This is a genomic window from Paractinoplanes hotanensis, from assembly GCF_023717965.1.
In the GTDB taxonomy this organism is placed as follows: domain Bacteria; phylum Actinomycetota; class Actinomycetes; order Mycobacteriales; family Micromonosporaceae; genus Actinoplanes; species Actinoplanes polyasparticus.
Map to the genome: position 1 here is coordinate 166,916 of NZ_JAMQOL010000047.1, position 15,168 is coordinate 182,083.

The following is a 15,168-nucleotide window of genomic DNA, read 5'->3' on the forward strand; positions in this document are numbered from 1 at the left end:
CCACGATCTGACGGCTACCCAAACCTGGTGCTGCCGAGACCGCTGGCACGAGCAACGCTGAATCATTAGGTCCAGGCCAAGACGTCGTTGCGGTTCTGGTGCTGCGTACCTGGTTCCACACACCGGTGAGTGTCGGGAACACCGTGGATGAGCAAGACAGGCAGGGAGACCTCCTTTCGATCGGGGACTGCGTCGCGGGGAACGTTAGACGTGACAAGTACCAGCACAGTGTTGACTCAGTGGTGTGGCCCGGATCACCGCTGTCTTTTGTCACGTTCCTGAGCCGCAGGTCGTCCCAATGCTCGACGGTGCAAAGAGAACGGGAGTAGCTATGAAGATCGCGGTTGCCGGCGGTACCGGACTGGCCGGTCGCCTCGTGGTGCAGGCGCTGGAGGCCCGTGGACAGACCGCAGTGGTGCTCTCCCGCAGCCGAGGGGTGGACCTTCTTGGCGGGAACGGCCTGGAGGAAGCACTGGCCGGCGCCGACGCGGTCATCGATGTCAGTAACGTCACGACCATGAGCCGCTCGGTCTCCGTCGACTTCTTCGAGCGCGCCGGCCGAAATCTTGTCGGAGCGGCGCAGCAAGCGGGAGTACGGCACTTGGTGACCTTGTCCGTCGTCGGCGTCGACCGAGTCAAGAACCCCTACTATTCGGGCAAGGTACGCCAGGAGGAGATCGTGCGGGGCGCGGCGGTGCCGTGGACGATCCTTCGCGCGACGCAGTTCCACGAGTTCGCCGGCCAGCTTCTGAGTAGCGTGCCCGGCCCGCTCGCTGTCGTGCCGTCAGGACGCATCCAGCCCATTGCCGTCCGCGAGGTGGCTGATGCGCTCGCTGAGATCGCGCTCGAGGCTCCTCAGTCCATGGCCCCTGAACTGGCCGGCCCCAGGGTCGAGACACTGGCGGGTATGGCCAGACAACTGATGGCCGCGGGCGGCGCCAGAAGGCGTCCGGTCCTGCCGCTGTACTTCCCCGGCGGTATGAGCAACGGTGGTCTGCTGCCCACAGAGACCGGCCCGCGCGGCACCCTGACGTTTACCGGCTGGCTGGAGCAACAGTCGTTCGCGCCGCAATCGTGACGCGGGTGCCTGTAGTCGCCGGTCGCCGCGGGCTAGGGCCACCAACGCTTCCAGGTCTCCACCTCGCTCGGCTTCGTCCTGATCTTCCTGGTCGCCTCGCTGACCGGACTGGCCGGTGGTGCCCCGTTCACCGCTTTGCAGATCCTCTTCGTCAACCTGGTCATGGACGGCCCGCCGACGATGTCGTTGGGTCTCGACCCGGTCGGCGAGTACGCGATGCAGCGCCCGCCGCGCAGCCCTCGGGAACGGATCATGAACGGGTCTCGGCTGGCACGGATCCTGCTGTCCAGCGCAGTGATGGCGGCCGGCACCCTGGCTGTGCTGACCTGGACCCCGGCGCCAGCCGCCGCGACGATGGGGTTCGTGACGTTCGTGTTCTTCCAGACGTTCAACCTGTTCAACGTCCGGCACGACACCCGTGGTGCGTTCCATCGGGAGATGTTCGCCAACCGGTGGGTGCTGATCGCCACAACCGCGGTGGTGCTACTCCTGGTGGTCCTGGTCCAGTGGAATCCGGTCCATGGCCTGCTCGCCACCACCGACCTAACTGCGATGCAGTGGGCGGTGTGCGCACTGACCGGCTCGGTTGTGCTGGCCCTGGGGGAGCTGGTGAAGCTGGTGTCTCGTGGAGTCGGAGGCCGGAGCCAAGACGTGCCCGCACCGGGTGACCGCTGGCCCGTGCCAAACGTTGAGGCGGTTAGATGAGCACGGCCCGAAGAGGACGCGCCGCTCACTTCGTTGCTGCCCGTCTGGCTCCCAGTGACATGGCCGCCGACGGTGGGGAGGCCGCGTTCACCGACTCCGGACGGCGGGGTGGCCGGGCTACGCGGCTCCGGCGTCCACTACGCGGGCTCGCCATCACCAGTGACCCCGCGACGATCGAGCGCGGCCCGTCCACCCCGGCCTGTGACTATCCGGTGACGCCTACGGGCGGGGAGCGATCCGGTCCGCGGTGGGACTGCTCGACGGCTTGCACTTCGCCGAGACTCTGCAGGCCGGCTACCTATGAACTCCTGGGTGGCCCGGCCCGTCGAGGCCGAATTGAAGTGACGTACCGGACATCGCTGAGCATGACGGCGGATCGCGCATCGAACAAAATGCCGTTCGTTCTGCTCGCCGCGAGGACGTCATGGACCGGCGTTCGTACGACAATCTGTTCTTGGAGATCCGCCGGACGCTCCGGCTACACGGCCCGCACCTGTCCGCGGCGGCGATTGTGTGTGTCAGACGGCAATGACGTACGGGAAGGTGTCGCGGTTTGGGCCGGTCGTCTGGCCGATCCCGACCGCTGAGTCGGTGGCCAGCGAGAACATCACCTTCGCCTCGTTGTCGCCGAGCCGCAGCCCGTTGAATGGGCAAGCCGCAGACCGCGGGTGTCCCGATCCGGTACGACGGGGCGTCCGGCAGGACCCGATCGGTGACCGTGTACGCGTAGGACTGCGGCCGTGAGCTGGTGCACAGCGCTGTACAGCCGCGCTACCTGCTGCAGGATGATCGGGTCGGGTCGTACACCTCCCGATCCCGGGCGGGGCGGGCTCGCCTTGACGTGGCTTGCGTCCTCGCCATGGACAGCAGCCGGTCCATGGCGGCGAACTGGCTCAGGTCGAGCAAGAACGGGTCGAGCGTGGTGCCGTCACGCTGGGAACGATGAATGCGTCCCCTATGTCGAAACAGTGACGAGCCTCATTAGGTGACCCGACGGGCCAGGTGATACGGGGCTGTCACCGGTCGCTGTTCCAGGCGAAGACCGTCTCGGATAAGGTTGGTGGACCGCCGAGGAATGACATGTAGCGCGGGTTCCACCAGCGGGTGAAGGCCGACTCGTACGTCATCAGGCCGTGCAGCAGGCCGGCCGGTTCGACCCCCTCGTCGAGTTCGAGGTAGACGATGAGCTGCGCGCCACCGTCTGGGCGGGGCTGGAGCATCATCCGCTCATGGTGGTATCCGAGGGTGCGGGCGCGTTCGGCGAGCCCGGAGGTGTCCTTCGCGACCTCTGCCAGCAGTTGACGGAAATCGGCGACGCGGTTTTCGGGGATCGTGACGGTGAAGGCGAAGTCGTTCATGCCTTCTTCCTTTCCGGGATCATCGGCAGAATTGAGAAGACGAGGATGAGGGCCAACGAGAACACCGCACCAATCCGGCTCCAGATCGGGAAGGCCGCCAGGTGGAACATGTGCCAGAGGAAATGGAAGCTGGAGTAGACCAGCCATCCACCGCCGAGGACTTTGAGGGATTCCGTGGTGGGTTTTCGGAATACCCAGACGGTGAAAATCAGTAGCGCAAGGTTGGACAGCCCGTAGTCGCGGACCAGGTGCTCGTTGTAAGGGCCGAGCCGGGATACCCAGCCCCAGCCGGGGAAAGGGAAGAACTCGTGGAACGACAGCGGGAAGAAGCCGGCCCAGATCCCGACGACGGCGGCTACGGAAGCCAGGAACGCGGCCGAGAACCGCTTGATCGACATGCTCATACACTCAGGACGCCGTAGCTGGGCCGGACGTGACAGACGACCCGTATTTCGTGCTGTGACGACACCAAGTCACCTCGCGGTACCGCAGCGCGGGAGAAGCTGTTGCGCGCCGCGCGCGAGGAACTCACCGAAACCTGTCCGTTCGAAGTAGCCGCTTGCCTGCCGGGACGGCGCGCAACGGCCACTGATGATCCGAACTGGTGAGCCGCGACACGCCGATAATTGACTCGATTGTGGACGACCGGGCCAGTGGGGGATCTAGCCAGACGCGCGCCAACCCTCGATAATCGTCACCGTGGGCGCGTGATTCGCTACAGGATGTTGTCTCGGGTGCACTTGAGCGTAAGGGGTGTCGTGATCACGGCAAGTCGGAGCCGCGTTGGCGGTGGTGCCAGTTCACAGACCGCTTCGCGCCTGCTGATCGCCCTGGACAAGCTAGGTGAAGACGTACCTCGAGGGTGCACGGTTGAAGGCGCAGTCAAAGTAGTGCAGTCATTGAGCCTCCTGATCAAGATCGACTTTTGGATTAGGAACCCTGACTACCTCGCCGACGAACTTCTGACCGAGATCGAACAGGAACGCCAGCCCCCCAACCTGCTGAACTCGGTCGCAACCATGATCGGCGGCAAGGCACCCGCCCTCCATCGATACCCGATGGCCAGATACCTCTACGGCGCCTACGAGCGGCCCGACAACGCCCTGGCCTTGATGACCTCGAATCGGCTCATTCGCCACGTTCGCCTCAGCGATGCGACCAAGGCGCGACGCGACTACTACCTGCTGGATAAAGGACAGGACGCTGCAGCCAAAATGCGCGCCGCTGTCCCGATCCTCTCCTGGTACGACCAGCAGGCCGATGCTGTGGCCCTCATCCCCGAAGCACGGCAGGGGAGCCTGGCCCGCAGACGTCAGTACGAGCAACCAGAATACGAGAAGACACCCTGGGGAGCCATCATCCCGGAGGTCACCGCACGTGTCCGAGGTCGAGCCTTGAAGATCGCAGAGCAATTCAACTACCCGCTCGAACTGCCGCCCCACCGCTCTGTCGTCGAGGACCAGCCGTGACCGACCAAATCCCCCTCACTCCAACCGTCGAGATCCTCGATGGAGCGGACCACTGGATCGGTGCCGTCGCCAAACGGGCCCGGTGCACGCCTGACGAAGCACGTATCGAACTCGCCCGCCAGCAGATCCGCCCACCCGCCGGCTGGGGACCCCAACGGCACCTCCACCTCGACGCCCTGCTGTTCGCAGGCGTCAAAACCCCCAAGGGCCAACCTCGAACGCCCTACATCTTCGACATCCCGTTCACTCACAACGTCACCGCCTTCGGCACGCACAACGAGAACGACGCCGGCAAATCCACCGTCATTCGTACCCTCCGCTGGGCGCTGCGGGGCCGATCCCAACTGCAGAACGACGTACGAAAATGGATGCGCGTAGTCGTCCTCCAGTTCAGCATCGAAGACGAACGTCTCGTCGTCGCGTTCGCGGTCAACGAAGGAGAACCCACCGGAGCCGTCATGCGGCTCCGGCAGCCCATCGACTTCTCCGGCCTACGCCAACGCCTGGACGAGCCGATCGAGGCGCTACGCGACGAGCCCAACCCTGACGCACACAACGCGACGAACACGGTGATCGCTGCCGTACACGGATACCTCCACGAACAGCACGCCGTCGCAGTCGCCGAATTCGACTCCTCCGACGACTTCGAACGCGTCATGGACGACCTCATGCTCGAACGCCTCGGCTTCCCGCGCGTACCCAGCTGGCAGAACCGCCCAAGCGCGCAGCAGGCCCACGACGGAGACGGCACGCTCGGCGAACTCGGATGGCAGACCTGGAGCTCGGCTCTGAGCATCACCGAGCCGAGCGTCCCCGTAGTCCTAGGTGAAGAACAGCATGCCGTCGTCCGGCTCCTGCAGATGTACCTCGGCAGCCCCTGGGCAATCACCGTCGCAGCCATCGCAGCACGCAAAGGCCAACTGAGCAGCCAGCTCGGCATCCTGCAACGTCGCCTGCAGGACGCAAAAGGCACTCAGAGTGAAGATCTTGCCCAGCTGCAAGCTCAGCTCCGTACCATCGACGAAGAGCTGAAGACCCAACCCCCGCCCGGGGACTTCACCGACCTCGAACGAAGGATCGAGGCTGCAGCGCAAGCCGGCCGAAAGGCCGCGGCCGCCGAAGCCGTATACCGGCAAGCCTCCCTCAACTATGGCGAGGTCAGCCGCCTTCTCGAGAGCGCCGAAGCCGACGTGGAAGCACTCCACGAGGCAAAACTGACACGCAGATTCTGGCACTCCCTCAAACCCAGTTGCTGCCCCCGCTGCGACACCGACGTCAGCGAAGACAGATGGGCTCGAGAACGAGTCGGCCAGTGCTCACTATGCGACAGCCCACTCGACGAGGTAGGCGAAGACCCGAACACCGAGCCGCAGCAGCCACTCAAGGTCACTGACCTCGACCAGCTTCTGTCCGACGGCACGGACCTGGACATCGACAGCCTCGACGATCTCACCGCAGCTCAACTCCAAATGCGCCAACTCGAAGGCCAGCTGGCAATCGTCGACCGCCAGCGTGACGGCGCGCGAGAGGCTCGCGATACGGCATACCAGGGTTGGCAAGCAGCGCAGCAGGCAGCCACAACAGGCCCGGAGAAAAACCTCGCCCGCTGGCAGCAGCTATGGACAACACGTGCCGTAACCGCCGCGCGGATCGAAGAACGCCAGAACACCCGGTCTACCAGCGGCCTCGAGCGAGACATCGAGGAGGTCCAGCGTCAGCAGAAGATCGTCAAGGCCGCCGAAAATGAGGCCAAAGAGCACCTCAGAGGCGATCAGGAAGACCTGCTCCGCATGGTCAGCAACCAGGTGGCCATCCTTGGCAAGACCCTCGGCGTCCGCAACTTGGAGTCCGTCACCCTCGTTGGCAATGGGCACATGCCAGTCGTCAAGGGAGGCGAAAAAGCAAACTTCGGTGGTCTCGAACCCGGTGAAAAACTCCGCCTCAAGATCGCCCTGATCGTTGCCCTCATGCGCGTCGGTGAAGAAGCCGGCGTCGCCCGTCACCCCGGCCTCATCGTGATCGACTCGCTAGGTAGGGAGGAACTCAACCCCAAAGACATGATCAGCATGCTCGCCGAGCTGGTAAAACTCACTCGAGAGGTCCCGTACCTCCAAGTCGTGCTGACAAGCGCCTACGGAGAACGCCTCGTCGAAGGACTGGGACAAGAGCGCGTACTACTGGCTCAGAAGGGGCAACCGCTCTGGTGAACAGCGGCCACAGTCGAGCAGACTCAAGCCCAACACCGTAAGCGACAACGACACGGTGAGAGGAGGCGACATGGGACAAGCACTCGAACGCCTGCGTGAAGCACTCGCGACAGACGACGAACCCACCCTCGCCTCCGTCGGAGGACCCGCTGCAATCCTCGCAGCCGCCGACGACCTACCCGCCACAGACGAATTTTCCTACGTCATGTCTCTGGTCATCGCGGATTGGGAACACATCCGCGACCGGGCGGCGCTGGCCGACCTCATAGTGAGAGCTGTGGAGGCTGCTCAGCCCTTCGAACTCGACGACCTTCTCGACCAAGTCCTCATGAACGAGGCCATTGTCCCCGATCTCGCCCCAAAGCTCGAAGCTCCCCTCAAACGCAGGGCCCGCGGCGAAGATGCAGCAGCCGGGATCGCACTCGAAGCCTGGCTCAGGCTGACCCTGGGCGCATGGACACGCCCGATTCCATTGCTGGGCATGCTCGACGAGCACGCCGCAACGGCCGCAGATGCCGAACCCGACGCCCTTGACGCCACCTTCCTGCAACGCCTTGTCCGCTGCCTCGGTGCCGCCGGCGAGCACTGGAGCGAACATCGCACCGAAATGTCGGCCGCGCTGACCGCGCTACTTCCCCATACCTCGCTCGACGACAACGTGGCATTCGAACTAGCCATGCTCCAACTGCACAGCGGCCTCGAGGACGCCGAACCGCAGCGATGTATAACAACGCTCACTGAGGCCCGGAGCCACTTCGCGCTTTGCGCACAGTACGAAGATCGTGTCGACGCCAAGATCTTCAGTACGGCGATCGACGCCCTCATCGCCTTCGTTGGAGGCGCAGTTCCCACGCTCGTGAACCTAACCTCGCTGAAGGCGTTGGTGTACGAGTACCGCCTCGGCATGCTATCGGAAATACCGCATTGGCGTCAGCCTCGCGCTGACACGGCACTGCAATGGCTCAATCTGGTTGACGCCCTCGCCCGCATGCAAGACCTTGACCGCGGCTGGCTTCACGCCTCTGAACTCATCACCGACATGGCAGCCATCTACCGCGCGCATCGAACCTTGACCCTGGTCCAGTCGGCCAGCGTCATCGGAACCGAGCATCTAGGCGTAACCGAATCTCCAGCGCTGTCCGCCCTACTGCAACCCCGGCTCGTTACCGCGGTAACCCACAACCCACATGGGACCGAACTACTCGACCAGTGGCTCACAACGGTTGAGCGAAGCTTCAACAACCAGCAGGACATCGAATCGATCGAAGAGCTACGCGTCCGTGTTCGTGCCGGAGGTGTACCAGAGCACCCAAAAGTCGTTAGCGCCGACATCTCGGCGCTGACCGACCTCCTCGGTATAGCGGTCACGGACGTCCACGAGATAGCCCCTGCACTATCAGAGTTTCCCAGCGTTACCGCAAGACTCAACACATTGGCCGCTGCAAAAGTGAGAGCAAGCGCAGTCGATGTAAACATTGACTTCCAGAAAAAATTCGCGCAAGTCAAACAAGACTTACTGGCTGCGAGCGCGCTGTCTGATGAACCCGCAATGCGCGTCGAGCAAGTCGCCCTGGCGCTTCTCCGATACGCGCGTTGGCGCGGAAGTGTGACTAGAGGAAGTAATCTCGCAGCATCTTTCCAGCGGGAGTTCACTAGCAGATCGGACGCACCCAAGGAAAGCGAGTTCGCGGACGACCTCCATGGTTTTCTAGCGATGAACCTTCCCCTTGTCCCCGAGAAAGAGGTATCACACATTGCCAACGGGCGAATCGACCTAATCTGTCACTTCGGCGTCATCTCTTTGGTAATCGAGTGCAAGCGCGAGCTTGACGACGCATCCATGGACCACTTAGCCGAACTGTATGCCTTTCAAGCCGCTGAGTACGATTGGGCAGATCCCGGCGTCGCATTCTTGGTAGTCCTCGACCTAACGAAGGAAACTCGGCGGACGCAACTGAAAGACGCAGTGCGTGTGGTGACAGTGCCGCCCGTCGAAGCAGAAGGACATCCCGAGACGGTCATGGTAGTCAAGGTACAAGCAAATCTGCCGTCTCCCTCCTACCAATCGACACCACAGGCGGCGAGGGGGCGGGCTGCTACAGGCCTAACCGCATCTGAATATCGAAACGCGACGTGATCAACGATCAAGTGAGGGATCGAGAGTTCTCGGCCGAGCCGGCGATGACCTTCGTGGGCATTGAGAGTTAGCTCGTCCAGCCGATAGTATCTAGTGGCCAACATGGTTCCGCCACGCGAACCAGTTCGATGCGGCAGGAAGAGCGACCCTCTCATGGGGTGTCAAGTGGCCACCTGCGGCAAATTCAAAGACGTGCAAACGTCTTGGGTGGCGACCTCGAATGTTTCTTCACACCTTCTGCAGGCGAACCGGCTCAGCTGATAGCGGAATGCTTACGAACCGAATGGCAGCTACCGCACTTGATTGGCCGTGGTCACACGCTTGGTCACAGCGATGATCAACTTCTGCTGGATTGGGTGAAATCGGGCGGCACGGCGGTGCCGTCCTGTCCGTTCTTGTGTACATTTAGACATAGGCCGACAGTGCTTAACCGAATTGTCTGGGGGTCAAGGGGTCGCAGGTTCAAATCCTGTCAGCCCGACCAGCTTTGACCAGGGGATATGCCGAATCAGGCATATCCCCTGAGATCATTCCGGGGCGATGTGGTCGCCTGGTGGTCGCATCCCGGCACTGTTCTTACACGTTGCAGGTCAGGCGGCCTGGGCGTCGGCTCGGTCGAGGGCCGCGGCGGCGGTGGCAACGCCGTCTTCGGCGGCGTCCGGGGTCAGATGGCCGTAGAGGTCGATGGTGGTGGCCACGTTCTTGTGCCGCAGGGTCTTGGACACCACGGCCATCGGGACGCCGTTGGTGAGCATGACGGTCGCGGCGACGTGCCGCAGGTCGTGGACTCGCAGGTCGGGCAGGCCAGCGTCGGCGATCGTCCGGCGAAAGTGGTTGAGCAGGTACTGCGGACGCATCGGCTGGCCGTCGGTGCGGGGGAACACCAGGTCGAGGTCGTCGTAACGGCTGGCGGCAACCTGCCGTGCCCTCTGGCGGCGGCGTTGCCGCTTGAGCGCGTCGACAGCCCGGCCAGACAGGGCGATCCAGGCCTGGCTGCCTTTGGTCTTCGGGGCGTTGAACATGGTGCGGCTGTTGTCGACGGCGACCAGCGTCCAGCGGACGAACAGCCGCCGGGCGTCGAAGTCGACGTCGGCCCAGTGCAGGCCGAGGACCTCGCCTTTGCGCATGCCGGTGCCGATCATCAGCTCGTACAGGTCAGCCAGAGGTTCCTCAGCGGTGTGGCAGTGGCGCAGGAAGGCGCTGGCCTCGGCGGTGCTCCAGCAGGTGAGCTCCTTGCGGGACCGGCGGGGGATCTGCGCGTAGCGGGCGGCGTTGTGCTCGAGCCGGTGTGCCCGGCGGGCGTCGTTGAGCGCGGTCGACAGGGTGGTGATGCATCGACGCAGGGTTACCAGGCCTCGCCCGGCGTCGAGCTCGCTACGGATGAACTGGGCGACGTGCTGGTGGTTGAGGCTCTCGAGGCGGATGGCGCCGAACGCCGGGATGAGATCGTTGTCCAGGTAGGCGCGGTAGCGGTTGACCGTATTCGGTTTACGGGTCGGCGCCTTCGCCTCGAACCAGCGGTGCAGGTAGTCGGCGACCGTCTCGGTGTCGTCGATGCTGACGCCGGCCCGCTCGCACTGCAGCACGTTGGTCAGTGCGGCGGAGGCTTCGGTCTTGGTCGTGAAGCCGCCGCGGCGCATGGTCTTGCGGCGGTCGAGGGTGGGGAGATCAACGGCGTAGGTCCAAGTGCCGTGACGGGCGTTGGTGAGCTTCGGGCAGCGGGCGCCGAGCTGCTTGCCGTCGGCGCCTCGGCAGGCGCAGCGACGGTAGACCCGGCCCCGATGCGGATTCGGCCTCATGACGGCCTCCCAGTTCAGGTTGGTGTCTGTCGTTCTCTGCGTGCCCGATCAGACGGCGACCACACTGCGACCACCCCCTACGTCACCCCTGCGTGTGACCGTCGGTCTTGTCGCTTCATCAAGTGCCGTAGCACTAATTCGGAGCGCGGAGCACCTTTGCAAGACGCCGCCACGAGCCGTTCAGCGCGATGGAAGGCCGCCTGATCCAGCCAGTAGCGATCCTCATGCCCGGAGAAACCCATACCCGAGTAATCGTCCCGACCCGGGTTGCAGAGGTCCCGGCCCGTTACATAGCGGATGCCGATTAACGTGGCATGCTGCCCCACGGAAGTTGCAGAAGCAGGCGGAGGGTGGCGAGCTGAATGGTCAGGTACTCGGCCAGCCGAGAGTGGACCTTGGGCCTCCACGCGCTCATAGCCCGCTACGGCCAACTGGCGAACGCTGCGCGCGGCGCTGAGCATCGCCGTGGCCAGCAGTTCAACACGCTGGTCGCCGATCTGCTGCGGCACTGGGGCGTTGACGACGTCGAGGTAGGGGTACGTGGACTGGATGGCGTCGACGAGATCGACGTAACTTTCCGCATCGGGCCGACCCGGTATCTACTCGAGGCGAAATGGCTGGCCAAGCCTCAATCGAGCGACGCAATCGTCAAACTGGCCGGTCGGGTTCGGCAACGGCTACGGGGAACCCGCGGCATCGTTCTTTCGATGTCCGGCTACACCCGGCACGCCGCCAAGACAGCACAGATCGGTCAACAGCCCGACGTCATCATGCTGGATCGCTCCCATTTCGAGGCCATCCTGTCCGGTCTCCTCCCACCCGAAGACCTCATCGAGGAAGTGATCACCAACGTCGCCCGGCACGGTGGGGTCCATGTCCCACTGACCGATCTGGTCCTGCAACGCCGTCCCGGTCCCCCTCCGGCCTTCACCATCCCGCCTGACGAAACCGTGCAGGACCAGCTGATCCGGGAAATGGCCGGCGGAGTGAGCGCCAGAGCGATCCTGATCGGCGGTCCGGGATGGCCCGAGCCGGAGGCTCTGAGCATCCACCCCGACAGGCATACCCTGCTCGTCACCACCGGCGACGGGATCGTTGCGGTTGATATCCGGCACGGCACCACCCAATGGGCCTTGCCGCTGCCTGGCTGCCGGGGAACAGCGATCGTTGAACCCGATGGCGCACTACTGACGGTGTGCAACAACGCCGTCGTCCGCTGGCAGGCCGAAAAGCTGGAAGTAATCGGTGGTGGTTTCACCGGCAACAGCAGCCTGTTGTCCGGCCCGGACGGCCCGGCATGGGTTTTCGACAACACCGGCACGATGTACGACAACCTGGTCAGCTTGACCGGGCTCGGCGCCGGGCTTGGTGCCGAGGACCGCCATCAGATCGACTTTTCAGCCAACGTATGGAACGCCACCTGGCTGGAACGCCGGCGGTTCTTCCTGGCGGCCGACGGCCACTCCGCCGTGGTCGATCTCGACGTGTCAAACCATGTCGACCGCTCCGCCTGGGTCGAATCACCGCAATCCGGCCCGCGGCCGCTGATCACCAGGGACGCCAAGTCCATTATCACCGCCGCCTACGACCAAGGCGTGCGCGGCAGCCTTTATCAGACCAGCACGACCAGTGGGCGCAGCGCCCAACTCGCCCACTTGACCGTCAACAGGGTCCACGGCATGGCCATCCGCGACGACCGCGACGCGTACTTGCTCGCTGACATCCGAGGCAACGATCCCAGTCCACATCCAATCGTGATCAGCGTCGCCGGCATGGGTCCATTCGTCTCGCCCCAGACACGACGCAGCCTCGCCGGGCCCGCCCCATCCGACGACACGAGGGATCGCCAGAGTTCTTAGTCAACGTATTGTGGCGGCGCTTCCACGACCGTGAGCATCCGGTCCATGGTCAGCACAGCATCGACGCGGTCTTCAAGAGCCGCAACGACACCTGGCTCTCGCCCGACAATGTCGGCCGGCAGTGGCGCGAGGTCCGCACCAGGGTCGGACTGGATTGGGTCACGCCGCACATCTTCCGTAAAACAGTAGCCACGGTGCTGGACAGCGCCGTCAAAACCAAAGAAGCATCGCTCCAGCTCGGACACGCCAGCGAGGAGGTGACCAAGGTCTACTACATCGCCAAACCGCAGCTCGCGCCGGACGTCACCGACGTACTGGACACACTCGGACCACGTCGCAGAAAGCTCACCTGACGCGTCCTGCTACGTATTGGCCGCGGCATCGACGTCATCGGCCCGACGGAACATTCACATCCTCGGGTGAGGATCCGCCGGGCGAGACCGTTATCCGCGCAGCGGTGGCGGAGACCTCACTCTACTGGGCGGCGAGGAGGCCGGCCGCGCCGAAGCCTGGTGCCTCCGGCAATCAGGGCCTCCGCGGTCAGTTGTGGAGCGGACCGGCGATCTTCGAGCATCGTCGCGCAGGAGCACGGCTGTACAGGCGGTTGACACCATCATGCGGCGGTTGATCCCGGCGACGCGGCGTCGACGCATCCTTCTACTGACGGCAAGATGGCACAGTGCACAACGGACCGCGACTTCAGGCCCTCATTGCGGAGTACGGGCAGCTTCGCCGGCTGGACGGCCATACGCCGCAGTCGCGAGGCCAGGCGTTCAACGACCTCATCGCAGACATGCTGCGCTGCTGGGGACATCGAGCGGAATCCTCGGTCTTTGCCAAAGGCGAGGCGGACGTCGTCTTCCGTATCGGAGAAGTTCGTTACGTCCTTGAAGCGAAATGGGAGAACCGTTCAGCAGACACTGGATACATCGCTAAGCTGCAGAGACGGCTTCGTCAACGTTTCGCCGGAACTCCGGGAGTCTTCCTATCCATGGGCGGATATAGCCCGGACGCGCTCGCGGAAATCGCTGACGGTGAACAGCTCCAGGTCCTACTCATGGACGCCACCCACTTCGAGGCAATGCTCAGCGGGCTCGTGCCGCCGAAGGAACTCTTCACCCAGCTGCACGATCGGGCGTCGTTCTACGGTGAGCCGTACGTCCCGCTGCTAACCCTGATCGGTTCCTCCGAGGATCCACCGAGCGTGGCCTTCGGCACGCCGGACATGATGCCGGACGGCCTGGTCACCGACACAAATGCGGTGGTGACCGGCGAGGTGCTGTTCACGCTTCCGACGTCGCTGCGCCTTGGTGTCGGCATCGATCCGCAGGGCCATGTCCTAGTCACTACAGACCAGGGCATTCTTGCTGTCGACATCCAGTCGCGGAGGTCCCGGTGGGCCGTTTCCGTAGCCGAATGTCACGGCAATCCCGTGGTGCGAGCCGACGGAGCGGTTCTGTTTACGCGCCGTCACGGCGTCGGACGGCTTGCGAACAATCAAGTGACCGTGATCGGCGGAGGGCTGTTCGGAACCACGCGTCTCGCGCCCCACCCGGACGGCACTGTGTGGGCTTTCGCCAGCGGCGGCACTGACGGCCGGTCGGGCGCATCGATCGCCCGATTGGGTGACAAGCTCGGCGACGAAGAGCGCCACAGCTTGGCGTATCCCAGCGATGCAGCTACCACGTCCGCGTGGATTGACCACGACGATCTGTTGACGATCGGCCCGGAACTGCTGATCACCACCGTCGCGACCGCTCAACTGCGGCGGCATCGCGCCGCACAGGCGAATGCGACCGGGCTGGTCAGCATCGGTGACGGCACGGTCATCACCTCAGGAGACAACGTCACCCTCGGGCGCACCGACCTTCTGTCTGGCAGGTTCTCTCACCTAGCAGACCTGGGCCTTCGGCCGGCAGCGCACGAGCTGTGCACAGGGCACGAAGGCACGCTGCTGATCGCGGCCCACTACGGCAACGGCATGGAAACACCGATCGCCGTGGGCCGGATTGCACTCACCGCGCCGAGCGAAACAACCACGAGGAACGTGATCGAAAATAGGGATGCCGACGCGCTCGCGGGCGGGCCGAGCTTGTGTGGCCCGCCTCGCCGCCTAGTTCAGCAACAGCTGACCTTCGATCTGGACACACTCAGCAAGACCGTTACGGCGCGCGATCTTCCGGCGAGGTCGGCGCAGCATCGGCCGCCAGTGACGGATGAAACTCCGGTCGATCCGGCGCCTACTGATCTCAGAGAGCCGACCGTAGTCGACGTATTCGCCGGCTCCGGCGGAGTGACCCTCGGATTCGTTCAAGAGGGATACCGTCCGATCTTCGCAGTCGACATCGACCTCGCCGCCGCAACGACCTACGCCGCCAACTTCGGTGAATCTCTGACCTACCGGGGCGATATCCAGAACGTCGAATCCCGCGGGCTAGGCCACGCCGACGTCTTCATCGGCGCCCCGCCCACGCGAGGATGATGAGGCTCCGTGGAAATCCCCAGGTCTGCTCGGTGAAAGTCCCCACCTGGTTGGGTTGAGTTTATCGGTTGGTT

General features: G+C 63.9%; 11 protein-coding genes. 8 read left to right on the forward strand and 3 right to left on the reverse strand.

Going from position 1 to position 15,168, the window contains the following annotated elements; genetic code table 11:
• Positions 1-331 precede the first annotated feature (331 nt).
• Together LXN57_RS32650 and LXN57_RS32655 are read left to right on the forward strand one after the other, a co-directional pair.
• A complete protein-coding gene (locus LXN57_RS32650) occupies positions 332-1,078 on the forward strand; it encodes an SDR family oxidoreductase (protein WP_251802045.1) in 747 nt (248 codons plus the stop codon).
• A 108-nt stretch (positions 1,079-1,186) separates the two neighbouring features.
• The gene (locus LXN57_RS32655) at positions 1,187-1,783 is read left to right on the forward strand and encodes a cation-translocating P-type ATPase C-terminal domain-containing protein (RefSeq protein ID WP_285904698.1); all 597 of its coding nucleotides are present in this window, start codon (positions 1,187-1,189) and stop codon (positions 1,781-1,783) included.
• Positions 1,784-2,799: 1,016 nt separating this feature from the next.
• Here the strand turns inward: LXN57_RS32655 and LXN57_RS32660 are convergent.
• Positions 2,800-3,141 (reverse strand): hypothetical protein, encoded by a 342-nt coding sequence (locus tag LXN57_RS32660; protein WP_251802047.1) that lies wholly within the window; start codon positions 3,139-3,141, stop codon positions 2,800-2,802.
• Positions 3,138-3,539 (reverse strand): hypothetical protein, encoded by a 402-nt coding sequence (locus LXN57_RS32665; RefSeq protein ID WP_251802048.1) that lies wholly within the window; start codon positions 3,537-3,539, stop codon positions 3,138-3,140. The genes LXN57_RS32660 and LXN57_RS32665 overlap by 4 nt, the downstream gene beginning before the upstream one ends.
• Positions 3,540-3,848: 309 nt before the next feature.
• Here LXN57_RS32665 and LXN57_RS32670 point away from each other — a divergent pair, with 309 nt between their 5' ends.
• The 3 genes from LXN57_RS32670 (at position 3,849) to LXN57_RS32680 (ending at position 8,954) form a co-directional block, all read left to right on the forward strand.
• A complete protein-coding gene (locus tag LXN57_RS32670; protein WP_251802049.1) occupies positions 3,849-4,610 on the forward strand; it encodes a hypothetical protein in 762 nt (253 codons plus the stop codon).
• Positions 4,607-6,817, forward strand: a complete 2,211-nt coding sequence (locus LXN57_RS32675) for a hypothetical protein (protein ID WP_251802050.1) — start codon at positions 4,607-4,609, stop codon at positions 6,815-6,817. Before LXN57_RS32670 ends, LXN57_RS32675 begins: the two co-directional genes overlap by 4 nt.
• A 70-nt stretch (positions 6,818-6,887) precedes the next feature.
• On the forward strand, positions 6,888-8,954 hold the full coding sequence (locus tag LXN57_RS32680; RefSeq protein ID WP_251802051.1) for a hypothetical protein: 2,067 nt from the start codon (positions 6,888-6,890) through the stop codon (positions 8,952-8,954).
• 590 nt (positions 8,955-9,544) lie between these two features.
• Here the strand turns inward: LXN57_RS32680 and LXN57_RS32685 are convergent.
• Positions 9,545-10,753 carry a tyrosine-type recombinase/integrase gene (locus LXN57_RS32685; RefSeq protein ID WP_251802052.1) on the reverse strand — a complete coding sequence of 403 codons (1,209 nt, stop codon included), beginning with the start codon at positions 10,751-10,753 and terminating at the stop codon, positions 9,545-9,547.
• Positions 10,754-11,115: 362 nt separating this feature from the next.
• On the opposite strand from LXN57_RS32685, the gene LXN57_RS32690 reads away from it, so the two are divergent.
• The 3 genes from LXN57_RS32690 to LXN57_RS32700 all read left to right on the forward strand — a co-directional run bounded on the left by LXN57_RS32690 (position 11,116) and on the right by LXN57_RS32700 (position 15,094).
• The gene (locus LXN57_RS32690) at positions 11,116-12,612 is read left to right on the forward strand and encodes a restriction endonuclease (RefSeq protein ID WP_213008819.1); all 1,497 of its coding nucleotides are present in this window, start codon (positions 11,116-11,118) and stop codon (positions 12,610-12,612) included.
• A gap of 8 nt (positions 12,613-12,620) precedes the next feature.
• A complete protein-coding gene (locus LXN57_RS32695) occupies positions 12,621-12,965 on the forward strand; it encodes a tyrosine-type recombinase/integrase (protein WP_307853939.1) in 345 nt (114 codons plus the stop codon).
• Positions 12,966-13,291: 326 nt separating this feature from the next.
• A complete protein-coding gene (locus tag LXN57_RS32700) occupies positions 13,292-15,094 on the forward strand; it encodes a DNA cytosine methyltransferase (RefSeq protein WP_251802053.1) in 1,803 nt (600 codons plus the stop codon).
• The last annotated feature ends 74 nt before the right edge of the window (positions 15,095-15,168 follow it).